The organism is Citrobacter sp. Cy070 (assembly GCF_030332245.1).
Classification (GTDB): domain Bacteria; phylum Pseudomonadota; class Gammaproteobacteria; order Enterobacterales; family Enterobacteriaceae; genus Citrobacter; species Citrobacter youngae.
Window position 1 is genome coordinate 107,783 of record NZ_JAOWIG010000045.1, and the last position, 21,091, is coordinate 128,873.

Below are 21,091 nucleotides of genomic sequence, written 5' to 3' on the forward strand. Positions count from 1 at the left end.
TTTACAGGGCGGTAGAACCGCCCTGTCAGGAGGATGTATGTTACTGGCAGGCGCTATTTTTGTCCTGACCATTGTTTTGGTTATCTGGCAACCGAAGGGATTAGGGATCGGCTGGAGTGCAACGCTAGGCGCAGGACTGGCTTTGATATCTGGCGTTGTGCATGTAAGCGATATTCCGGTGGTGTGGAATATCGTCTGGAACGCGACAGCGACCTTTATTGCGGTGATTATCATCAGCCTGCTGCTCGATGAATCCGGCTTTTTCGAATGGGCGGCATTGCATGTTTCACGCTGGGGTAACGGTCGTGGCCGTTTGCTCTTTACGTATATCGTCCTGCTAGGTGCAGCGGTGGCGGCATTGTTTGCCAACGATGGTGCGGCATTGATTCTTACTCCAATTGTCATCGCCATGCTGCTTGCATTAGGTTTCAGTAAAGGTACTACTCTGGCATTTGTCATGGCCGCCGGGTTTATTGCCGATACGGCCAGTCTGCCGCTTATCGTGTCCAACCTGGTTAACATCGTTTCTGCAGACTTCTTTGGGCTGGGCTTCTCTGAGTATGCGTCGGTAATGGTGCCGGTGGATATTGCCGCTATTATCGCCACGCTGGTGATGCTGCATCTGTTCTTCCGCAAAGATATTCCGCCGACTTACGACCTGGCTCTCCTGAAAGCACCTGCAAAAGCGATTAAAGATCTGGCAACCTTCAGAACCGGTTGGATCGTGTTGATCCTTCTTCTGGTTGGCTTTTTCGTCCTTGAGCCGTTGGGTATCCCGGTCAGCGCGATTGCTGCTGTAGGAGCTGTCATTCTGTTTGCGGTGGCGAAACGAGGCCATGCCATTAACACTGGCAAAGTGCTTCGCGGTGCGCCATGGCAGATCGTCATCTTCTCATTGGGGATGTACCTGGTGGTCTACGGTCTGCGCAACGCTGGGCTAACCGAATACCTTTCAGGTGTGCTGAACGTACTGGCGGATAAAGGACTCTGGGCTGCGACGCTTGGTACTGGCTTCCTGACGGCTTTCCTGTCTTCCATCATGAACAACATGCCTACCGTGCTGGTTGGCGCTCTCTCTATTGATGGCAGCACCGCAACAGGCGTTATCAAAGAAGCGATGATCTACGCCAACGTGATTGGCTGCGATCTGGGCCCGAAAATTACACCTATTGGTAGCCTGGCAACGCTGCTCTGGCTGCATGTCCTTTCACAGAAGAATATGACCATCACCTGGGGATACTATTTCCGCACCGGGATCGTCATGACTCTGCCTGTGCTGTTTGTAACGCTGGCAGCGCTGGCGCTACGTCTCTCTTTCACTTTGTAATGAGATACTGATATGAGCAACATCACTATTTATCACAACCCGGCCTGCGGCACGTCGCGTAACACGCTGGAGATGATCCGCAACAGCGGTAATGAGCCGACCGTTATTCTTTACCTTGAGACCCCACCTTCACGCGATGAGCTGGTCAAACTCATTGCAGATATGGGCATTTCCGTCCGGGCTTTGCTGCGTAAGAACGTCGAACCGTATGAGGAACTGGGTCTTGCAGATGATAAATTTACTGACGACCAGCTCATCGACTTTATGCTGCAGCATCCGATTCTGATCAACCGTCCGATTGTTGTGACTCCACTCGGAACTAAACTTTGCCGTCCTTCGGAGGTTGTTCTGGATATCCTTCCAGATGCCCAGAAAGCGGCTTTCACCAAGGAAGACGGTGAGAAGGTTGTTGACGCCAGCGGAAAACGAATCGACAACAAGTAACTCAACCTATGAAAGGGCTAATTCCATAGCCCTTTCAAATCCTCTTTTTTATTATCCATCCAGATAGTCAAATCTACGCTTCCAGAATCCTTACTCTCTGTGTTACCTTTCCCGTTATGTCAAAAACGACATAACGGGAAAGGTAACATATGTCATCAGAATTAAAACGGAACGGGAAAGGTTTTTTATCAGGCACGTTAATAGGTGCTTTAGGTGGCTTGATTGGTCTTGGTGGTGCTGAATTCCGCCTTCCGGTCCTGATTGGCAGTTTCAAAATGCCCACACTGGAAGCGGTTATATTTAACAAAGCAATGAGCCTTACTGTCGTTGCCGTTGCTTTGATATTCCGCACAAAGTCGATTGCAGTCGACCAGCTGTTGGCACATCTTGATATTGTTATCAATTTGCTTGCTGGTAGCCTTATCGGAGCATGGTGGGCTGCTGGAAGAGCTATAAAAATGTCACGTATCTGGCTGGACAGAATCATTCTGATCCTGCTTGTTATCTTGTCATTCGTAATGCTTTCAGAAGCATGGATGCCTCTGCATGACAGCTCAACTGGATTATTCCAGCCAGGAATCGCCACCATCATTGCTGGTGTCATTGCTGGTTTCTTCATCGGGAATGTTGCGGCTCTGCTGGGTGTTGCAGGGGGAGAACTCCTTATACCAACCATCGTTATCCTTTTTGGGGCTGACATTAAACTGGCAGGCAGTTTGTCATTAATGATCAGTTTACCGACGATGATTGTGGGTTTTTCTCGCTACACCAATGCTGATGCTTTCCAGATCCTGAGAAAAGAGAAAAAACTTTTTGTGTGGATGGTCATCGGTTCCGTTATAGGGGCTGCTGTTGGGGGCCTTATGCTCGGTATGTTCCCGGTAAGAGTACTTATGACGCTGTTGGGCGTGGTACTGCTTATTTCCGCAATCAAAACCTTTAAGCATACCCGGCAAAGATGATGGTTTACGCTTTGGACCATTCCGCATCACAGAGAAAATGATTTTGAAAAGGTATCAGAATGAAAAGTAAGCCCCTTAAATCAAACTTAATATTAGTCAGACCACGGATCTATATTAATGACAACATTTCTCTGGGGCCGGGGAAGGTTGACCTTTTAAGAGCAATTGATGGTTTTCACTCTCTCTCGGCGGCAGCTAAAGATTTGGGGATACCCTACAAAAGAGCATGGCTCTTAATTGATACCTTGAATAAGGGGATCGGTCAGCCTGTTGTGACCACATCTACAGGTGGCAATAAAGGCGGTGGTACAGTGCTGACTCCATTGGGACGTAACCTGCTGACCTGGTATGATCAGGCCGAGGCTCATCTAAATGAGCAATCTCAGCAACAGTTAATCGAGCTCGAAAAAATTCTATTTGGGAAGTTGTAGGTCCCAGAGTTTAATAACCCGGTAAACATAACGACAACAAAGCATTAAGGGGGCATGCGCCCCCTTATCAGTTTCGCTATTTAGCCATTTCAGCCAGAAGGTTAATACCTACTGGTTCTTCACTCTGCAGAGCTGTCAGTGCAATACGCTTTGCATACTGCTCTTCCACATCAGAGATGAGAGGCAACTCGCGGTTCGCCCTGGTCTTCAGGAAAGGTGAAGACGGTTCAGCTGCCGCCAGGCTGTTATTCACAACCCATGCCCATGGCTCGATGCCAGCGCGACGCAAATCATGCTGCAAGTTTGCCGCTTCCAGTACCGGTGTCGTTTCGGCAAGCGTCACGATAATCACCTTTGTCTTCTCCGGGTCCTGCAATTGCATCATTGGCGTCATCACATGGTCATGTGTTTGCCCCATCTGGCGCACCATTTCCCGGTGATAGGCTCCGGTCGCATCCAGTAGCAGAAGTGTGTGGCCCGTTGGCGCAGTGTCCATAATGACAAAATGATCGTCGGCCTCTTTGATGATCCGCGAGAATGCCTGGAAGACGGCGATCTCTTCAGTACATGGCGAGCGGAGATCTTCCTCCAGCACCGCCAGCCCTTCCGCATCCAACCCTTTCCCCTGGTTTTCCAGAACAAAGTGACGATAGCGTTCTGTTTCTACCTTCGGGTCGATACGGCTAACCTGAAGATTTGGCAGCGAGCCATCCAGGGTGTAAGACAGATGTGCCGCCGGATCGGATGTGGTCAGGTGGACCTTGTGACCACGCTTAGCCAGCGATACCGCTACCGATGCCGCTACGGTCGTTTTACCCACTCCGCCTTTACCCATCGTCATGACCAGCCCTTTGCCTGTTTGGCTGAGTTCATCTACCAGTGAGGAAAGTTTCGGTAAATCCAAAGTATTCAGCGTGGTAGCAGGGAGCGGCAGCGAGGCTTTGTTCTCCGTAAATAACTGACGCAGGGCTTCCAGACCGACCAGATTAAATGGCTTCAGATACAGCTGCGAGCGGGGAAGGTTCGCCAGGTTCTCTGGCATTGCCTGTAATGCTTTTTCTTCTCGAGCCAGAATACTTTGCGCGAGTGGATCATTTTCACCCGCAAACGGCGGCAGCACGCCATTAATGGCAAGGTGTTGATGCTGCAAACCGATAGCAGAAAGCTCATCGTGCGTATGAGAGACTTCTTTCAGTGTTGAAGCTTGGGCTCGGGCAACCAGAACCAAGCGCGTGAGAGCTGCATCAGACAGCGCCTTAACCGCGTCTGAGTACTGGTGCTGTTGTTTCTCCAGCCCCACCAGCGGCCCGAGGTTAGCGGCGGCATCAGGGTTCGCTTCGAGATAACCGCTCCAGGCCCCCGGCAACTCAAGCATACGGATGGTATGACCGGTTGGCGCAGTATCAAATACGATATGGTCATACTTTTCCCGCAACTCATGGTTGGTAAGAAGACCAGTAAACTCATCAAATGCCGCGATTTCCGTAGTGCATGAACCGGAGAGCTGTTCTTCAATGCTGCTGACCACATCGGCTGGCATCAGCCCGCGAACCGGGTCGAGTACTCGGTCACGATAAGCCTGTGCTGCAGCCATCGGATCAACTTCCATCGCGGCAAGATTTTCTACGGTACTGATATCTGTGATTCGGTGGCCGATAGTCTGGCTAAAGACTTGGCCGACATTGGAAGCCGGGTCGGTACTCACCAGAAGCGTTCTCTTACCCTGATCGGCCAGCCATACCGCAGTAGCACAGGCCAGGGATGTTTTACCCACGCCACCTTTGCCAGTGAAGAAGATGAACGGGGGAATGTCTTTTAAAAATGGCATATTCATCAGTGATTGCTCCTCTGGAATTAAGGCATACGTGGAATGCTGCAGCAGCGTGGTTGTGCGCTGTCTTTACTCCAGTCCTGAGTAAGCGGAATACCTGCCCAACGGGCGATATCTTCACGAGTCGGCAGTTTGCCTGCCATCACGAGTTTGCCGTCGAGCAAGGTGACAGGGAGGGACTCCATCCCTGATGTGTTCAGAAACTCTTTAATGACCGGCGAATTCAGGAACTGCTGCGGGTTCTTCGCAAGGCTGTAGCGCTGTATATCAACGCCATTCTTTTTCGCCCATTCGGCGCTGGCGTTCCATTTGACGGCTTCGTCACTGACTACAACGCTGCTGGTTGCACAGCAGCCTGCTGCTTCAAAGATCTCAATTTTTGACATGGACTGTTTACCTCAGTGTTTAGTCATTTGGCTTTACACTGAGGTAAACGAAGGTGGTGGGGAAAAGATGCGCGATTAATTCATATTTTTGTGGCAGCAGACGGGAGACGTGTCATCCGCCTCAATCTGACAAAGTTCTGTCATCGTTTCTTTCAGGTGCTTTCTGGCCCGTAGTAGTCGGGATTTAAACGCCGTAAGCGTGATTCCCAGTTCATCGGCCAGGGACTGCTGGGGACGCCGGTTAAGGTCGGATTCTTCAATCAACCACCGCTCATCTTCAGGTAATGCCTGCAATGTTTCAGGCAGGCAAATATCCAGCGTTGAGATTGCATCAGGGGATGCATCAATTAATGGGGCATCATCTTCCAGCTCAACGAATTCCCTGGTGGTGCGGTACTCATCAATCAGCAGATTCCTCGCCGCCCGATACAGCCAGGCTCGCGGATTCTCCATTTCGCAGAAACTGTCTGAATGAGCGCGGGCACGCAGGAATAGCTCTTGCAGAAGGTCTGCTGCTTTTTCGCTATCACCTGTCTTCGATGTCAGAAAGCGAGAGAGTTCGGCTTCATGTTGACGCCAGAACACGCTCATGCAGTTGTTGAATACCGTTACATCACTCATACCAGCCCTCAAATTTTGCTCTGATTAACCCGCCGTGAAAGTTCTTCTGCAGACTCTTTTCGTTCGCTGTAGCGATCAACGAGATAGGCTGAGTTACCTCGGGTCAGCAGAGTAAATTTCACCAGTTCTTCCATCACATCCACGATCCTGTCGTAATAAGACGACGGTTTCATTCGTCCATCTTCATCAAATTCCTGCCAGGCTTTTGCCACGGAGGACTGATTCGGGATGGTGATCATCCGCATCCAGCGGCCAAGAATTCGCATCTGGTTTACGGCATTGAAAGACTGAGAGCCACCGCAGACCTGCATAACGGCCAGTGTCTTACCCTGCGAAGGGCGAACAGCGCCTTCTGATAACGGTATCCAATCAATCTGGGCTTTCATGATGCCGGTCATCGCACCATGGCGTTCAGGGGAACACCACACCATCCCTTCGGACCAACGAACCAGCTCGCGCAGTTCCATGACTTTAGGATGCGAGTCAGGCGCATCATCAGGAAGAGGCAAGCCTGAGGGATTGAAGATCCGAACCTCTGCGCCCATGGCTGTCAGCAATCTTGCCGCTTCTTCCGTTGCCAATCGGCTGTAAGAGCGTTCACGTACAGAGCCGTATAGCATGAGGATTCGCGGCGGATGAGGAACGGCAGGAACACCGAATCTTGCTTCTGTGATTGAGGTGTCGAACAAACCCGCATCAACATTCTTAAGATCACCTGTCATTTTACTTCTCCGTCTTCTGGGGCAGGGGGAGGCAGTCGTTAGTCCCTGAGCAGCATTCTTCTGTCAGGAAGGCAATCAGAGCCTCAAGGTTTTCATATCGAGCGTGGCAAAAGAGCGTTCTACCCTGACGTTCCTGGCGTACCAAAGAAACTGATATCAACGAGGAAAGATGATGGCTCAACGTAGACGCTGGGATTTCGAGCAGCTTCTGCAGTTCGCCAACCGGTAGCCCTTCATGCCCGGCTTTAACCAGCTCTCTGTATACGCTTAGGCGCGTAGGATGACCCAGCTCTTTCAGGGTTTCTGCTGCTTTCGATAGCTCCATTTGCATCTCATTTCTATATTTCTGGAATTATAGAAATGTATCGTATCTTCCAATAAATACCAATAGTGAATGGGCCTTGCCCCTGAACATTTTGGATAAAGGGGGAGCATCATTGAGAAAAAGGGCTATTTGCATTCTAGGGTTGGAATTCATCCATTCTAACCCTTGATTCTTAGTCGGAAAAAAAGCTGCTTCTGGTTGGATTTTTCTGTTTTTCACCACCCAGCGAAAATCTAACATTGGTTGGATTCTCAGACGCGCCATCTCTCGCGTTAATCCAACTCTCCACCTTCTGCCTGCTTCAACAATGTCGGAATGTGCGGTCCATACTCGACCTTGCCTCGTCCTGCTCGAATACCACTGCCAACCTTGCGGGCTTCTTTGGAGTACAACGTCTTTGCACGGATGATCTCATAGCTATAACCCCGACCTAACCGATTGGACATCTTGATCAAGCCGTTGAGCCCTTCTGTATAGCCATTGGTGATTGAGAACGGCGCATCCCAGTAGGCAAAGATGTCGTCGTAATGGTTGTGTACCGTTTTTACCAGTGTTTTGAAAGGCTCCATGCCATAAAGTGGAAGGCTGTTCTCCCAAGCCTCAAAGGCGTTCTGAGCGCTCTGCTTGTCGGGTTCGTCGTAGATGCAGAAGAAGGCTTCCTTGAAGTCATAGGCCATGGCAAGTGCTGGGATCGCCTGCTTTACAACCTCCAGCGCCTTTTGCTCTGCGGGTGTCAAGTTGCCGGGTCGCTTCAGGGTGAGCCAGCGAATCGACTTTTTGACGTAAATGCGATCTTCTTTGCTTAACTGTGCCTGATAGTTCTTGCGCTCCACTTCCAAGGCTTCAGAAGCCATCTTGACGACATGGAACTTGTCGATCACCAGTTTGGCGTTGGGCAGATACTGAGCAAAGGAACGCTTGAAGGGTCGCCACATATCCGTACAGACCCATTCCACCTTGTCAGCATCCGGCAAATCCTTGAAGAAGGGCTTCAAATGCTCTTGAGTTCGATGCTCCAACATATCAAAGACGTTGTTGGTTGCCAGATTGGTGATTACACAGCGATACCCTCCGGCCAGGTTCACTTCGTCAATGCCCATGATGACTGGGGTTTCGTAACGAACGGTTTGGGAGAGTTCCTCAATGAGATCGTGAGCGATGTTCTTGACGGTGTTCACCGCCACACCGGTTTGCTCAGCTAAAGCATGGAAGGTGGTTCCCAGGCACTGTTGCCGAATAACATCGACCAGCCGTTTGGTGGCTCGGCGTTTGTCATCCAGAAAACTCAACTCCGGCATGGACATTTTTCCGCACGACTCACAGCGAAAGCGCGGGCGCTGAACTTCAAGGCGGACGGGCTCCATGTACAACGGCGTGTCCATGAACTTGTTTTTGCGCGTACCGTGTCTGTGCATAGGGATGTTGCAGTCCCCACATAACGGCACCTCGACCGTTACCGGCTCAGCGACTATCACAAGGCACTTGCCTTCGTGGCGCATATCGACCGGCTTGATGCCTGGCAGATTCAGCAGGTCAAGCATCTGCTTAATCCATACCTAGATCGATGTCTTTGCCTTCGCGTAGCAGGTCATACACCATATCAACCAATGCGGTCATGCCCTGACGGTCAGACTTGAGCACCTGGGTTGCCAGCTTCTGATGACTGGACAAAGCACGAACAACAGCTTGCTGCACAGCACCGGGGAGGTTGCCTTTCATAGCCTGCTCACGGGTGTTGCTTTCCACCTGAGCCATGACGACATCGCTTTCACCGGTAATCGCTGAAATCTGATTAACGAAAGCCACCTGATCCTGGATCGGCGTCGCCTCACCAAACAGGCTGTTGAGCCTCTCGATAATCTCTTTGACGAATTTCGGCTTGTCGCCTGCCGCTCCACCACCGCCTGCACCTGCTGGTTGCAATACCGGGGTTTTGCCTTCTTCTTCTACGTCATCGGGTCGAGCATTGATGTCAAAGCCAGTAAGCACCAGGCCTGTCAAGTCCACGGTTTCCGGTGCTTCGTGCTGAAGGCGCTTTTGCAGCAGCTTGGCGAAAGCGGCAAAGTTCTCCAACTCCGGGTCGCCAAAATCAATCAGTTGGGCGATATAGGAATAGGTACGGCAGAAGCGCCCCAGGTCCGACTTGAAGCCCATCAGCGCCTTGATTTGCTCGGCATACTCATCCTGGTGGTGATCGGCAGACTTCATGCCCGCCTCATCACCCCTGGCGCGGGCCTTCTCAAACGCTGCTTCCCAGGTTGCCATGCCATCGCGCAACATTTTCATCTTGTCGTTATACAAGGCCGTCGCTCCAGCTGTAGCGGTATACAGCGCCTTGTGCTGTGGCGATTTAGTATGGGTGATGTCACGTATGGTCTTGAAGCGGGCTTCTTTGAACGCGGCCAAGTCCTTCTCGTCGTACAGGCCGTGCTCGTCCAGTCGCTCCTTGATCTCGTAGACCACATTGAGGTCTTGCACTTCGCTGATGTGAGCGCCTTTGTCATAGGTGGCAAAGGCCTTGCGCACGTTCTCTGGATCGTTCACGAAGTCGATGATAAAGACTTCATCCTTCCCAGGTGCCGTCCGGTTCAGGCGGGCGAAGGTCTGCACAATCTCCACATGGTTGGCGATTTTCTTGTCCACATACATGGCGACCAGTTTGGGCTGGTCAAAGCCAGTCTGGAACTTGTCGGCCACCAACATCACCCGGTATTCCGGGCGGTCAAAGGCAAAGCGCAAATCCTGCCCGTGGACATCCGGGTTCATGCTCTGCTCGGTGAACTCCTCGTTCTCATCGACGATAAACACATCATCCTTGAACTCGCTGTCATCCTGGTGCATCACCTGCTTACCGGTCATCTTGCCGGAGAAGGCCACCAGTGAATGAATAAAGCCGTACTCGCTGTGCTGCTCGATATAGCGGTCAAACGCCTTCTTGTAGCGAATGGCAGCGGCACGGGAGCTGGTCACTACCATCGCCTTGGCCTTGCCATCCAGCCGGTGGGCGACGTTTTTGGTGAAGTGCTCAACGATAAACTGTACCTTCTGGGTCACATTGGTGGGATGCAATGACATCCACTGTGCCAGGGCGCGTTTGGCGGCCTTGCCGCTTACCCGCTTGCTGTCTTCAAGCTGCTTGGAAAGGTTGAAGGCCGTTTTGTAGGGCACATAGCCGTTCAACACATCGAGAATGAATTTCTCCTCAATGGCCTGGCGCATGGTGTACAGGTGGAAGGCTTGCGGCGGGTTATCGTCCGAGATCGGTTGGCTTGGATCTGTCGGGCGACCAAACAGCATCAAAGTGGAGTGCTTGGGCGTGCCGGTAAAGGCGAAGTAGCTGATATTGTCCGGGCGGGCGCGAGACTTTTGCAGTTGCTCCAGTAGTTCATCCACCGTCATGGTGGACATTTTGCCTTGTCCGCTCATCCCCAGCGCGGCTTGCAGCTTAGCGGCGGTAGAGCCAGTCTGCGAGTTATGCGCCTCATCAATGATCACAGCAAAGTTTTTCCCTTTCAGGGCCTTGTCAGTGATGATGGCTTCCATCGCGTAGGGGAAGGTCTGGATCGTTACTACCACAATCGGCGTGCCAGACAACAAGGCATCCGAGAGCTGCTTGCTCTTGGACTTGGATGACTTCTGCCGGTCAATGGCGGCGATCACCCCAAACTGATGGTCAATCTGCTTCACCGCGTCCTGGAGCTGGCCGTCCAGCACATTACGGTCGGTGACAATGATCACGCTGTTAAATACCGCATCGCCGTTATCTTCGCGCAGTTTCACCAAGTCATGGGCCGTCCAGGAAATGGTGCTGGTCTTGCCGGAACCGGCGCTGTGGTCACACAGGTAGGTCATGCCTGCGCCATTTTCGCGGGCATCGGCCAGCATCTGGTTCACTGCCGTCCATTGGTGAAAGCGCGGGAAAATCAGGGTTTCTTTCTTCGACCAGTTGCCCTGAATATCCACCACGTCCTTTTTCTCGACGTAGACAAAGCTATGGAAAATCCGCAGCCAGGCATCCGGCTGGCAGACCGCCTCCCAGAAGTAGGCTACCGGGTATTCCTGGGTACCATCGGCCTTAATCTCACCTGGCGGGTTACCCGCATGTACAGTGCCGCTTTCGTCATTGCGCCCCTTATTGAACGGCAGGAAAAAGGTGCTTTCTCCATCCAGCTTGGTCGCCATCATGATTTCAGAGTCGGACATGGCGAAATGTACCACTGCCCCACGCTTGAAGGTCAGCAATGGCTCCCGGCGTTTGGTCTGGGCGTCATACGGCAGGCGATCATTGCGGTACTGATCCATGGCCGCTTCGCAGGACTGGGTGAAGTCGGTCTTCAGTTCGACGGTTGCCACCGGCAGACCGTTGATAAACAGCACCAGATCAATGGCAAATTCACGGGCCGGGTGATACTTCAGCTCCGGCACCACGCGCAGTATATTGGCCTGGTAGCGCTCAATGACTGCTGCATTGCGCTTGTCTTCCGGTGCGGCCTCGGTCATCTCGATCAGGCCGCAACCGGCAATGGAAAAGCCCTGGCGCAACACCTGCATGGTGCCTTGTTTCTCCAGTGCTTTATCCAAGCGATCCATCAGCACTTCAAGGGTTTTGGCCCCGTTGAGCCGTTCCAGCTTGTCCCATTTTTCCTGCTGGCCGCTGGTTTTGATCCAGCTTTCCAGGTCTTCGGGATACACCGCCCGCTCGGTGTTGTAGAACTTGGAATCACCCAGCTTCCAGCCCTGATCTACCAACCGGTCGATGATGTATTGCTGGAAGTATTTTTCCTGATGTGCTGCTGATTGCATTTATTGTTTTCCTCGCAAATCAATCTGGCCGGTGACAGCGGCGGTGATAAAGGCGGCGCGGCGTTCTTTGAGCAGGGTGATACTTTGTTCCGACTTGCTAATCAGAGCATCAATGCGGGCGGTTTCAAGGTCGAGGGTGGCTAGAATGGCATCTTGCTCCTTCAGATCTGGAAGAGGTAGACGAGTGTTCGCTACATATTCATGCTCTAAGCTTTCAACAGTAGCTCCTTCTTTTGCCCATATCCCAAGCAACGAGCGGTTAAGACCCTGTACCCACCGAAGTATAAACCGGGGTCTAACCCTAGTTTCATCAAGGCTCAATGCTTTCATGTCCTGATTTAAGCTAACAGGAACATTATTGATCCCAACCGGTATCGTGTGACGAAGAATACCTGATCGAGCAACCAGCAACACCGCTCCCGAGTCAATCAGTTTCGTGGCACTATTTTCCAGTCCTTTGGTAGTTATATGATCTATAGAATCGGTAATCACCTCATGTTTCATATCCTTTGGAGAGACCCAAGGGATGCAGCCGTTCCAATAGTCTGGATTTTCTTTTGATGGCGTACCACCACCAGAGAATGCAGCAACATGCTTTAGTTTTGTCGCCTCCCAGTGCTCCGGCACCTGCCCAATCCACTCAATGCCGGAATCCTTCATCTTGGCGTTGCGGTCTAGTCCCTTGGTGACAGCATGGGTAATCAGCCCCTGCCGCTTTTCCTTCAGTAGCTCGACAAAGCGGTTTTTCTTCTCGATAAGCGCATCAATACGGGCGGTTTCGCGGTCGAGGGTGGCCGCGATGGTGGCTTGTTCGTCAGTGTCGGGAAGCCCGATAGTAAATGACTCAAACAGATCCGTTGGAACTCGCTTTAAGCCTCCAGTGCCTCTCATCTCAGATTTGGCAATTGTTCTGAACTGCTCTTCTTGCAGACGGTAGTAAAGAAACCGGTTATGTCCCTTTCCATTTACCCGAAGAACATTGATTTCAGTAGAGCCAAACCCAATGCCGTTAACCAGACCATTGGCTATCGCTATGTTTCCATTCTCGAAGCAAGGCGTTACCTTGGCGATCAGAATATCGCCATCGCAGAAATAGCTATATCCACCATACACTTCATGAATAGGACGAGTTTCATCAAGTGTTACAGCATTGGTTCTCAGCTTTTCCATAGGGAGAAATGTGCAAAGAGAATCCTTTTCCTCGCTTAAGGTCGATTTCCTGGGATTCAAGGCGGAAATTCGCTTAATCTGCGCAATCTTCCAATGCTCCGGCACCTGCCCAATCCACTCAATGCCGGAATCCTTATACGCGGGATATGCTCTGTACTGGCTCATTCGCTGGCCACCTCCGCCAGTAGCGCGGCAATCTCGGCTTCTACCTGCTTCAGGTCTTCATCAATATCATGCAGCTTGCGCGGCGGCTGGTACTGGTAGAAGAAGCGGTTGAAGTTGATCTCGTAGCCAACGCGGCCCAATTGACCATCCCTGGCATCGGTAAAGCTCTCATCCAGCCAAGCATCCGGCACATGAGGAAGCACTTCGCGGGCAAAGTAGTCGTCGATGTCATCCAGATAGGGGACGTTCTCGTAATCAGTCAAATCTGTGTCTGGCACCAGCTCGCCGTTGGAATCCGTGACTGGCTCGGCTTTCGGGTCTTTGTGACCAAAGGCGCTGATTAGCGCGGTGATCAATGTCTTGTTGGATTTGACCTTGAGCTGCTTTGCTTCATCGGACTTGATCGAGTCCCTAACAAAGGTTTCTGCCCAGCTATAGGGCTGCGTTTGCCCGATCAGCGGCTTGAGGGCTTCACGCCAGAATGTCTGATGCGCATCAGAGAGCTTTTCCCAGGCAGCTTCGGCTTCCAACCGATCCATGCCCACCTTATCCAGCTCCAGGGTCATGCGCAGCGGGCGCAGGACCTTGATACGGCGGTAGCCAAAGGTACGGTAGTCAAGCATCCGGGAAAGCGCTCCGGTTTCGCCTGTGGCGTAGATGTCCAGAATCTGGCGGCGCTGCTCATCGCTGACAATACGGCGCTTGTTGCCCTCGTTGCGGATTGAAGTCCAAAGGTCGGTGGCGTTGATCAACTGCACCTTGCCTTTGCGCTCCTGCGGCTTCTTGTTGGACAGAATCCACAGGTAGGTGGCGATATTGGTGCGGAAGAACAGATCCGTTGGCAGAGCTACAATGGCTTCAATCAGGTCGTCTTCCAGCAACCAACGGCGTATTTCCGATTCGCCAGACGCGGCACCGCCGTTAAACAGTGGCGAACCCGACAGCACGATAGCGGCGCGGCCACCGCCGTTGATCGGCAGTTCTAGCTTGCTCGCCAGGTGCATCAAAAACAGCATGGAGCCATCGCTAATTTTCGGCAGGCCCGGCCCAAAACGGCCCAACTCACCTTTTTTGTGTTCTGCTTCGACGGCGGTTTTGTCCTTCTCCCATTTCTTGCCGAAAGGCGGATTGGACAGGCAGTAGTGGAAACGCTCACCGGCAAACTGGTCGTTGGACAGCGTGCTGCCCTGACGAATGTTCTTCGACAGATCTCGGCCTGGGTCGGACTCCAAACGGCGGATCAGCATACCGGCTACACAAACCGCATGGGTTTCCGGCTCCAACTCCTGCCCGTGCGGCACCAGCACTGGCGGGATCTTGTCGCGGTTACCGTAGTCACCCACATGGTTCATGGCATCGGTGAGGAAGCCACCCGTGCCACAGGTCGGGTCATACAGAGTACGAATCAAACCGGGGCTGACCTCAAACAGGGCATCATCCGGGTCAAGTAGCAATGCGGTCGCTAGGTGAACGATGTCGCGCGGCGTCATGAAGTCCTCGGCCCCTTCATTGACCTCGGCACCAAAGCGGCGAATTAGGTGTTCGTAGATGTTACTCATCACCCGATCCGGAACCACGTCCGGGTGCAGATCGATCTTGGCGAAGTTCTGGCAAATCTTGTACAGCAAGCCCGCTTTCTCCAGCCGGATCACCGTATTGCCAAACTCAAACTCCTCGAAGATAGCGCGGGCATTATCCGAAAACAGGGCGATGTAGTCTTCCAGATTGCGGCGCGTCTTGGTGCTACCCAAGGTGCCGAGGGAGTATTCAGAGGTGTTGTAGAAGGGGTATTCAGCGGTTGAGCGCAGAATGGTATCCAGCTCGACATCGGCATCCTTGAAAGCGTCATGCGCTTCTCTCACCGCCTCGCGGGTCGGCTCCAGCGCACACTCCAGGCGGCGCAGCAAGGTAAACGGCAAAATGATCTTGCCAAAGTCCGTATGCTTGAAGTCCCCCCAAAGGTCTTCCGCATTCTTCCAAATAAAGTCAGCCTGTGAAGCTGCCGATCCCGTAAATTCGCTCATTCTGGACTCCAACCACTTTTTGCACAGAACGGTACTGGAGTCAATCTGCGAATGTCAACCAGATTTTGCACAAAAGGGGATGGATTTAAATTCTTGGCTAAATTTGCGATCCTACCTCAGAATGCAAATAGCCAGAAAAAGTGGGGAGTAGCTCTGCTTTTGTTCCCAGGAGTAAAACGGTTAGGCACAGATCGGAACTGATATTAGTGGCCGGTAAATAGCAGATATTCATCCATCATTTGCGTGAGGGATATGTTTTCCTCCTGCCGTCCAACCAGCCACAAGCCTAGATCTTCAGGTGCCTTACGTTTCAGATTATCCAGCCAGTCTTCCAGCGTCGCCCCCATCATCAAATCGTACCAACATAGCCAGACCAGTTTGTGGCGATACTCCGGTGAACTGAATTGTTGTAGCAGGCTAATCAGCTTATTCGCCAGCGGACGCTGCTTCAGGCGGATACATTCACTCAGCAATATCCCTTCCAGCATTGGGTGGTGCAGTAAAGTTTTTTGCTTTGTCTCAAGGCTGATTTGCATATCAGTCACTAACGACACTGGCTCTGGATGCTGACTTCCGTAAATCAGTCGGTAAAGGCATTGAGGTACCACGGCAGTCATCTGCCCCGCGCCGGGAAAGTACAGACTGCCCACCATCAGATGGTGGCTGGCCTGGATACTGGGATGACACATGCCATTTATGATGGCCAGTTTTGTGAACCCGTTTAGCCAGCGTTGATAGCTGACTAGCAAACTGTTATATCGCGTCTTTGTCTCTTTCATGGTGGATTATCCCTGAATACTGAATGACAGGCAGCCGCAAACCTCCGCAATGAGAGGATAAAGAGTTTGCCTGCCAGGAAAGTGATATGTAAGGAGAGGTATTTAGCTGCGTGATTCGTCGATTCTCGCCTGTAGCCAGGCTTCCACTTCACTCTGTAGCCATCGTGAACTTCGCCCCAGTTTGATGGGTTTTGGAAATATGCCATCTTTGATGAGTCGGTAAATCCACTTATCACTGACCCCCAGCAGGCGGGTGATGAAAGCCATATCAACGAACTGATCTTCAAACAGGGATGGTTTACTGGTCATGACTGGACTCTCCGGTAGCTAAAGGGGACCGGAGTCGGTTAATGAATTACTGCTGCCCGCTCCGGCATAGGTACCGGTGGTGCTGTAAAAAAGTGTCGTTATCTTATTTTGTTTTTCTGGGTCTGCCCTGTCTTGCCGGTTCAGGAACCTCATTACATCCCCAAATCAGATAACCATTCTTCTGGGATTCTTTTGTCAGATAGCTGGCAATACGCCTCAAACTTTTAACGTCTTCGTCGTTGTAATAGTCAACGACGTTATTGATGTTGTCCTGGTAGCAGTCCTTTGGTTTACAACGTTCGTATTTCCCTTCGTCATTAGTTATCTTCAGCCACAAGTCCCCTATCTGTTGAATAAACGGAAATGACTTCTGGTGCTTCTGCCCCTTGAGATAAAAAATGGCATGAGCATGGATAGCATTTGTTTTTGTCCATTCCAACACCCAGAAGCAACCGCAGAGTGGAGGCATCTGCATTACAGCCTGAGTTAATTCCCGGAGATCATCCTGTATCTCAAATGAGGAATTACGAATGAATCGGTTAGTACCACGTTGGTAATCAAAATCCATTCGAAATGCCAGTATTTTTGAGTGACATGCAAGGATCTGATTCAGATGGTGGTTAATCATATTCAGCAAGAAATCATTGGGGGTGATTTTTTTAAAGTGTGGGAAATGTCTCTGCATTGTGTTGTTCCTTTGGATGAGCCCAAAGGAACTGTAGGAACTGTTTTTTTTGTAATGCAGCTAGGAATGCTGCCTGTCTAGCTGATCCAGTTTTTTACTGTTAGTAATGTACCTTCTACTGATGGGATAGTTGTAATGTGCTGAGATCTACTTCCCTATAATACCAATTAACCTTAATTATCAATTTCGGACAAGCAACCCCATTCTGAAAACCAATGAGACTCGTACCCGATAAGAAGCCTTTTTCGAGATCCTGAATGCGTTGGCTTAAATATTTTCAGTAAACATCGAGAGGTGTTTATCATGTTCCCTGTTCGATTTAACAATCGGCGATGACGTAAGAATGATGCATTGGCTACTTCATCGGTTGGATCAGCGCTGATGAGGAACAGGCTAATTCTACCACCATCTTACAGGTGAAATGTGACTCGCATCCCAACAAAATGAGGTTTTTATGCTATTGTTATGCACATTCTTGAATTTGCATAACGAATAACAATTATGAGAATAACATTTAACTCAGATAGTGAGTTGACAATTAATACAATTGATAGATATGCGAAAAGCTATGGAATCTCAAGATCGAAAGTAATTTCTGATTTGCTTAATTCAATATCACCCGCTCTTGATTATCTGGTTTTTCAAAACAGCTTAAAAAGCGAAATGGAAACTAAATTATTGAATTTATTTGCGTATGAACTTAAGGAGGTGGAAGCTAAGTTAGCTAAAGATGAGGTTTTTTTTAGACATTTTAATCAGAGCATAAAAAAGCTTTCTTATGTCGTTATAAGTAAAGATGCAATTCAGTTCTCATTACCCGACAGAAAACATTGGCCTGACCTGAGAGGACTATTTCAAGGTAAGGTAAACAAAATGCTAGATATCTACAGGCCCTGTGATAATGGTCATTATGTTTGCGTTCTGTACCCTGACCACCTGAAAGTAGAGGCATACACATCAATTATAATCAACTTCAGGTCGTTAATTGTTGATGACTATTTTTTCGATATTAATTCCCTGTGTTTTGTCAGAGAGGAGGATTTTTTTTATTGCGGTATTAATGAGTACATGAAGAGGAGTCTAAAAAATAAAAATCGATTGCACCTTTCATGGGTTCCGCTTAAAAAAATTGATGACGGGTATCTGTTTATGGCTGCAATGCGCAAAGAAAATTTAAAGTATGCAGTCAGAAAAGAAGAGGATTTTATAGTTAATTTTCCTTACGATGTATGGAAACAATAATCAAAATAATTTCAGACAGATATTATCTTTGCGAACCGTCCCTACTCCTTCACTGAAGTGGGGATTTTCTTTTTCTGTCTGAGAAAGTGCTATGAATAAAAGTGAAGGACAACTGTCCCTGCAGAACTCGCTTGCTGGCTTGCCCCAATGGGTATCTGAACGCATTCTGCAGCAGATAAATCAGTTAACCCACTACGAGCCTGTAATAGGCATTATGGGGAAAACCGGCGCGGGCAAGAGCAGCTTGTGCAATGCGCTGTTTGGCGGGGAGGTATCGCCGGTCAGTGATATTACAGCCTGCACACGCGAACCTTTACGCTTTCACCTGCAGGTGGGAAAACGCTACATGACACTAGTGGATTTACCCGGTGTGGGGGAAAGCAATACGCGTGATGCTGAATATGTCGCGCTTTACCGTAAACAGCTACCCCAACTGGATCTGGTTCTGTGGTTGATTAAGGGTGATGATCGGGCGCTGGCCGTAGATGAACATTTTTACCGGCAGGTGATTGGTGAAGCATACCGGCATAAGGTGTTGTTTGTTATCAGTCAGTCTGACAAGGTTGAACCCGCCTGCGGTGGTGAAAAGCTGTCTACAGAGCAGAAACGAAATATCAGCCGCAAAATCTGTCTGCTGCATGAGTTGTTCCAACCTGTAAACCCTGTCTGTGCGGTGTCGATACGTTTGCAGTGGGGGCTGCGGATGATGGCTGAGCGGATGATTCGTTGCCTGCCACGGGAGGCCAGTAGTCAGGTGGCAGTACAGCTCAGTGCGCCACTTCGTACCGATGCCGTTAATAAAAAAGCCCGTGACGATTTTGGTGAAACGGTCGGCTCGGTACTGGATACAGTAAGTTCCATGCCCCTGATACCGGCCCAGGTTCGGTCAGTCATCCAGTCTGTGCGCGACATCGTGGTATCAGTCGCCCGTGCAGTCTGGAATTTCTTCTTCTGAACATTAACCCTTCTAACCCGTAGTTTCCTGAGCCCTGCCGCGATTTTGCGGCGGGGCTTTTTGTATTTAATTTTCCATCATGAGGAGTCTACTTATGACCCGTCTGGCTTCGCGCTTTGGCGCAGCAAATCTTATCCGTCGTGACCGTCCGTTAACCCACGAAGAGCTGTTTCGTGTGGTGCCCAGTGTCTTCAGCGAGGAGAAGCATGCGTCACGCAGCGCACGGTATACCTGGATACCAACCATTACCGTTCTTGAAAATCTGCAGCGTGAAGGCTTTCAGCCTTTCTTTGCCTGCCAGACCCGTGTTCGTGACCCTGGGCGTCGCGAGCATACAAAGCACATGCTGCGCCTGCGTAGGGAGGGGCAAATTACCGGCAAGCAGGTCCCGGAAATTATTCTGCTCAACTCCCATGATGGCACCAGCTCGTATCAGATGCTGCCGGGATTATTTCGTGCGGTATGCCAGAACGGACTCGTCTGCGGTGAGTCGTTTGGCGAGGTGCGGGTGCCGCACAAAGGGGATGTGGTGAGTCAGGTGATTGAAGGGGCGTATGAAGTGCTGGGTATTTTTGACCGTGTGGAAGAGAAGCGGGATGCCATGCAGTCGCTGATGCTGCCGCTACCTGCACAACAGGCTCTGGCACAGGCTGCACTGACGTACCGTTTTGGTGAGGACCACCAGCCGGTGACAGCACCTCAGATACTCTCCCCACGCCGTTGGCAGGATGAGAGCAATGATCTGTGGACCACATACCAGCGTATTCAGGAGAACCTGATTAAGGGCGGGCTCAGTGGCCGGAGTGCAAAAGGTGGGCGAACACATACCCGCGCCGTGCGTGGTATCGACGGAGATGTGAAGCTCAACCGGGCTCTCTGGGTGATGGCAGAAGCGATGCTGAGTGGGTTTCAGTCCTGAGAGTGTTATCGCCATGTTAACAAAGGACACTCCCTGTCCGTTTCCCCCTCATTGGATTGGGTGTTTTATCACCGCATTTCACGGTGTGCCGCGTCGGGCCTGCTTCCGGAGGCAGATAAAAAATAGTTCATTCCATGTCCATACCCTGTCCGTCCCCCTCTTTAGAATCATTTCATATTCAGTCAGTTAACTATTACGGAGATTCAAGATGACACAGGCAGAGCGCCGTCATGACCGGCTGGCTGTCAGGCTGTCACTGATAATCAGCCGCCTGGTTGCCGGTGAAACGCTGAACATGACGCGGCTTGCTGCAGAGTTTGGAGTGTCAGTCCGTACCCTGCGACGGGATTTTCGTGAACGGCTGATGTACCTCGACCTTGAGTATCGACGGGGGCAATGCCGCCTGCGCAGCACCGGTGGGGGCGTACAGGGGGAGCTCGATGCGCTGACCTTCGCGCACCGGGCCGGACTGGCTGATATTTTTCCGGGGCTGGACCGGCGTCTGGCGGGCATGCTGCTCACTGCAGGAGGGATGCCGTGTCTGGTATGGCAGCCGCCACAGTCTGTGTCACCGACCAGCTCACTGGTCTTCTACCGTCTCGTCAGTGCCATTACCGCCTGCCAGCGGGTACTGCTGCTCGCTGATGGTGAACGCTGTGACGGACTGGCTCCGTACCGCCTGATATCACTCGATGGCTGCTGGTACCTTACCGGTGAACTTAACGGGCATATCACCGTGCATCCTCTGGCGACCATCCATGCGGTGACAGTTCTGAACACCACTTTTACCCCGCAAAAACGTCTCAGCCAGTTAACCATACAGGCGGGCTTTATCCGGGCCCTTCCGCACTTCAGCTGTATCCGCGAAGTCCTGTCTCCTGGGCCCTCTGAGGAGCCGGGCAACACACTGATTTAATGACCTCTGTTAAGAAGGAAAAACAATGACCTGGCATTACGAGAAAAATGGCATACGTCACGACAATGTGACCGA

The 21,091-nt window shown here is 51.0% G+C and carries 20 protein-coding genes; 8 read left to right on the top strand and 12 right to left on the bottom strand.

The features are described from left to right. The first annotated feature begins 37 nt into the window (after positions 1-37). The 4 genes from arsB to OGY19_RS05190 all read left to right on the top strand — a co-directional run bounded on the left by arsB (position 38) and on the right by OGY19_RS05190 (position 3,164). On the top strand, positions 38-1,327 hold the full coding sequence (gene arsB, locus OGY19_RS05175) for an arsenite efflux transporter membrane subunit ArsB (RefSeq protein WP_234610216.1): 1,290 nt from the start codon (positions 38-40) through the stop codon (positions 1,325-1,327). A gap of 12 nt (positions 1,328-1,339) precedes the next feature. Further along, a complete protein-coding gene (gene arsC, locus OGY19_RS05180) occupies positions 1,340-1,771 on the top strand; it encodes a glutaredoxin-dependent arsenate reductase (RefSeq protein WP_234609920.1) in 432 nt (143 codons plus the stop codon). Between the two features lie 149 nt (positions 1,772-1,920). Continuing rightward, on the top strand, positions 1,921-2,733 hold the full coding sequence (locus OGY19_RS05185) for a sulfite exporter TauE/SafE family protein (RefSeq protein ID WP_144131938.1): 813 nt from the start codon (positions 1,921-1,923) through the stop codon (positions 2,731-2,733). A gap of 59 nt (positions 2,734-2,792) precedes the next feature. Then, positions 2,793-3,164 carry a winged helix-turn-helix domain-containing protein gene (locus tag OGY19_RS05190; protein ID WP_144131940.1) on the top strand — a complete coding sequence of 124 codons (372 nt, stop codon included), beginning with the start codon at positions 2,793-2,795 and terminating at the stop codon, positions 3,162-3,164. Between the two features lie 76 nt (positions 3,165-3,240). Here the strand turns inward: OGY19_RS05190 and arsA are convergent, their stop codons facing one another. The 12 genes from arsA to OGY19_RS05250 form a co-directional block, all read right to left on the bottom strand. Then, positions 3,241-4,998, bottom strand: a complete 1,758-nt coding sequence (arsA, locus tag OGY19_RS05195; RefSeq protein ID WP_286596250.1) for an arsenical pump-driving ATPase — start codon at positions 4,996-4,998, stop codon at positions 3,241-3,243. A gap of 20 nt (positions 4,999-5,018) precedes the next feature. Beyond that, positions 5,019-5,381 carry an arsenic metallochaperone ArsD family protein gene (locus OGY19_RS05200; RefSeq protein WP_032943271.1) on the bottom strand — a complete coding sequence of 121 codons (363 nt, stop codon included), beginning with the start codon at positions 5,379-5,381 and terminating at the stop codon, positions 5,019-5,021. A gap of 75 nt (positions 5,382-5,456) precedes the next feature. After that, positions 5,457-6,002, bottom strand: coding sequence for a sigma-70 family RNA polymerase sigma factor (locus OGY19_RS05205; protein WP_234609573.1), 546 nt, complete (start codon positions 6,000-6,002; stop codon positions 5,457-5,459). Positions 6,003-6,010: 8 nt separating this feature from the next. Continuing rightward, positions 6,011-6,724, bottom strand: coding sequence for an arsenical resistance protein ArsH (gene arsH / locus OGY19_RS05210; protein WP_008783811.1), 714 nt, complete (start codon positions 6,722-6,724; stop codon positions 6,011-6,013). A gap of 1 nt (position 6,725) precedes the next feature. Beyond that, positions 6,726-7,049: an ArsR/SmtB family transcription factor gene (locus tag OGY19_RS05215; protein WP_020996602.1), complete on the bottom strand. Its 324-nt coding sequence runs from the start codon at positions 7,047-7,049 to the stop codon at positions 6,726-6,728. Positions 7,050-7,321: 272 nt separating this feature from the next. Next, entirely contained in the window at positions 7,322-8,590 is a 1,269-nt protein-coding gene (locus OGY19_RS05220; protein WP_009653618.1) for an ISL3-like element ISKpn25 family transposase, read from the bottom strand. 4 nt (positions 8,591-8,594) lie between these two features. After that, on the bottom strand, positions 8,595-11,852 hold the full coding sequence (locus OGY19_RS05225) for a type I restriction endonuclease subunit R (protein ID WP_009653619.1): 3,258 nt from the start codon (positions 11,850-11,852) through the stop codon (positions 8,595-8,597). Further along, positions 11,853-13,187: a restriction endonuclease subunit S gene (locus OGY19_RS05230; RefSeq protein ID WP_009653617.1), complete on the bottom strand. Its 1,335-nt coding sequence runs from the start codon at positions 13,185-13,187 to the stop codon at positions 11,853-11,855. Continuing rightward, a complete protein-coding gene (locus tag OGY19_RS05235; RefSeq protein ID WP_286596251.1) occupies positions 13,184-15,211 on the bottom strand; it encodes a type I restriction-modification system subunit M in 2,028 nt (675 codons plus the stop codon). The genes OGY19_RS05230 and OGY19_RS05235 overlap by 4 nt, the downstream gene beginning before the upstream one ends. 203 nt (positions 15,212-15,414) lie before the next feature. Beyond that, the gene (locus OGY19_RS05240) at positions 15,415-15,990 is read right to left on the bottom strand and encodes a hypothetical protein (RefSeq protein ID WP_008783813.1); all 576 of its coding nucleotides are present in this window, start codon (positions 15,988-15,990) and stop codon (positions 15,415-15,417) included. 102 nt (positions 15,991-16,092) lie between these two features. Further along, the gene (locus OGY19_RS05245; protein ID WP_008783814.1) at positions 16,093-16,299 is read right to left on the bottom strand and encodes a helix-turn-helix transcriptional regulator; all 207 of its coding nucleotides are present in this window, start codon (positions 16,297-16,299) and stop codon (positions 16,093-16,095) included. 103 nt (positions 16,300-16,402) lie between these two features. Continuing rightward, complete coding sequence (locus OGY19_RS05250; RefSeq protein ID WP_234609574.1) at positions 16,403-16,984, bottom strand: rolling circle replication-associated protein; 582 nt, start codon at positions 16,982-16,984, stop codon at positions 16,403-16,405. 501 nt (positions 16,985-17,485) lie between these two features. Between OGY19_RS05250 and OGY19_RS05255 the strand changes: the two genes are divergently transcribed. The 4 genes from OGY19_RS05255 (at position 17,486) to OGY19_RS05270 (ending at position 21,016) form a co-directional block, all read left to right on the top strand. After that, complete coding sequence (locus tag OGY19_RS05255; RefSeq protein WP_248891070.1) at positions 17,486-18,226, top strand: YagM family protein; 741 nt, start codon at positions 17,486-17,488, stop codon at positions 18,224-18,226. Between the two features lie 91 nt (positions 18,227-18,317). Further along, positions 18,318-19,181: a GTPase family protein gene (locus tag OGY19_RS05260; RefSeq protein ID WP_234609576.1), complete on the top strand. Its 864-nt coding sequence runs from the start codon at positions 18,318-18,320 to the stop codon at positions 19,179-19,181. Between the two features lie 94 nt (positions 19,182-19,275). Beyond that, positions 19,276-20,100: a DUF932 domain-containing protein gene (locus OGY19_RS05265; RefSeq protein WP_234609577.1), complete on the top strand. Its 825-nt coding sequence runs from the start codon at positions 19,276-19,278 to the stop codon at positions 20,098-20,100. Between the two features lie 208 nt (positions 20,101-20,308). Continuing rightward, complete coding sequence (locus OGY19_RS05270; protein ID WP_234609578.1) at positions 20,309-21,016, top strand: DeoR family transcriptional regulator; 708 nt, start codon at positions 20,309-20,311, stop codon at positions 21,014-21,016. The last annotated feature ends 75 nt before the right edge of the window (positions 21,017-21,091 follow it).

Coding starts and splice junctions, on each gene's coding strand:
- arsC (WP_234609920.1), top strand. CDS start 1,340: ATGAGCAACATCACTATTTATCACAACCCGGCCTGCGGCACGTCGCGT.
- OGY19_RS05245 (WP_008783814.1), bottom strand. CDS start 16,299: ATGACCAGTAAACCATCCCTGTTTGAAGATCAGTTCGTTGATATGGCT.
- OGY19_RS05250 (WP_234609574.1), bottom strand. CDS start 16,984: ATGCAGAGACATTTCCCACACTTTAAAAAAATCACCCCCAATGATTTC.
- OGY19_RS05240 (WP_008783813.1), bottom strand. CDS start 15,990: ATGAAAGAGACAAAGACGCGATATAACAGTTTGCTAGTCAGCTATCAA.
- OGY19_RS05200 (WP_032943271.1), bottom strand. CDS start 5,381: ATGTCAAAAATTGAGATCTTTGAAGCAGCAGGCTGCTGTGCAACCAGC.
- OGY19_RS05185 (WP_144131938.1), top strand. CDS start 1,921: ATGTCATCAGAATTAAAACGGAACGGGAAAGGTTTTTTATCAGGCACG.
- OGY19_RS05220 (WP_009653618.1), bottom strand. CDS start 8,590: ATGCTTGACCTGCTGAATCTGCCAGGCATCAAGCCGGTCGATATGCGC.
- OGY19_RS05225 (WP_009653619.1), bottom strand. CDS start 11,852: ATGCAATCAGCAGCACATCAGGAAAAATACTTCCAGCAATACATCATC.
- arsA (WP_286596250.1), bottom strand. CDS start 4,998: ATGAATATGCCATTTTTAAAAGACATTCCCCCGTTCATCTTCTTCACT.
- OGY19_RS05235 (WP_286596251.1), bottom strand. CDS start 15,211: ATGAGCGAATTTACGGGATCGGCAGCTTCACAGGCTGACTTTATTTGG.
- arsH (WP_008783811.1), bottom strand. CDS start 6,724: ATGACAGGTGATCTTAAGAATGTTGATGCGGGTTTGTTCGACACCTCA.
- arsB (WP_234610216.1), top strand. CDS start 38: ATGTTACTGGCAGGCGCTATTTTTGTCCTGACCATTGTTTTGGTTATC.
- OGY19_RS05270 (WP_234609578.1), top strand. CDS start 20,309: ATGACACAGGCAGAGCGCCGTCATGACCGGCTGGCTGTCAGGCTGTCA.
- OGY19_RS05205 (WP_234609573.1), bottom strand. CDS start 6,002: ATGAGTGATGTAACGGTATTCAACAACTGCATGAGCGTGTTCTGGCGT.
- OGY19_RS05265 (WP_234609577.1), top strand. CDS start 19,276: ATGACCCGTCTGGCTTCGCGCTTTGGCGCAGCAAATCTTATCCGTCGT.
- OGY19_RS05190 (WP_144131940.1), top strand. CDS start 2,793: ATGAAAAGTAAGCCCCTTAAATCAAACTTAATATTAGTCAGACCACGG.
- OGY19_RS05215 (WP_020996602.1), bottom strand. CDS start 7,049: ATGGAGCTATCGAAAGCAGCAGAAACCCTGAAAGAGCTGGGTCATCCT.
- OGY19_RS05230 (WP_009653617.1), bottom strand. CDS start 13,187: ATGAGCCAGTACAGAGCATATCCCGCGTATAAGGATTCCGGCATTGAG.
- OGY19_RS05260 (WP_234609576.1), top strand. CDS start 18,318: ATGAATAAAAGTGAAGGACAACTGTCCCTGCAGAACTCGCTTGCTGGC.
- OGY19_RS05255 (WP_248891070.1), top strand. CDS start 17,486: ATGAGAATAACATTTAACTCAGATAGTGAGTTGACAATTAATACAATT.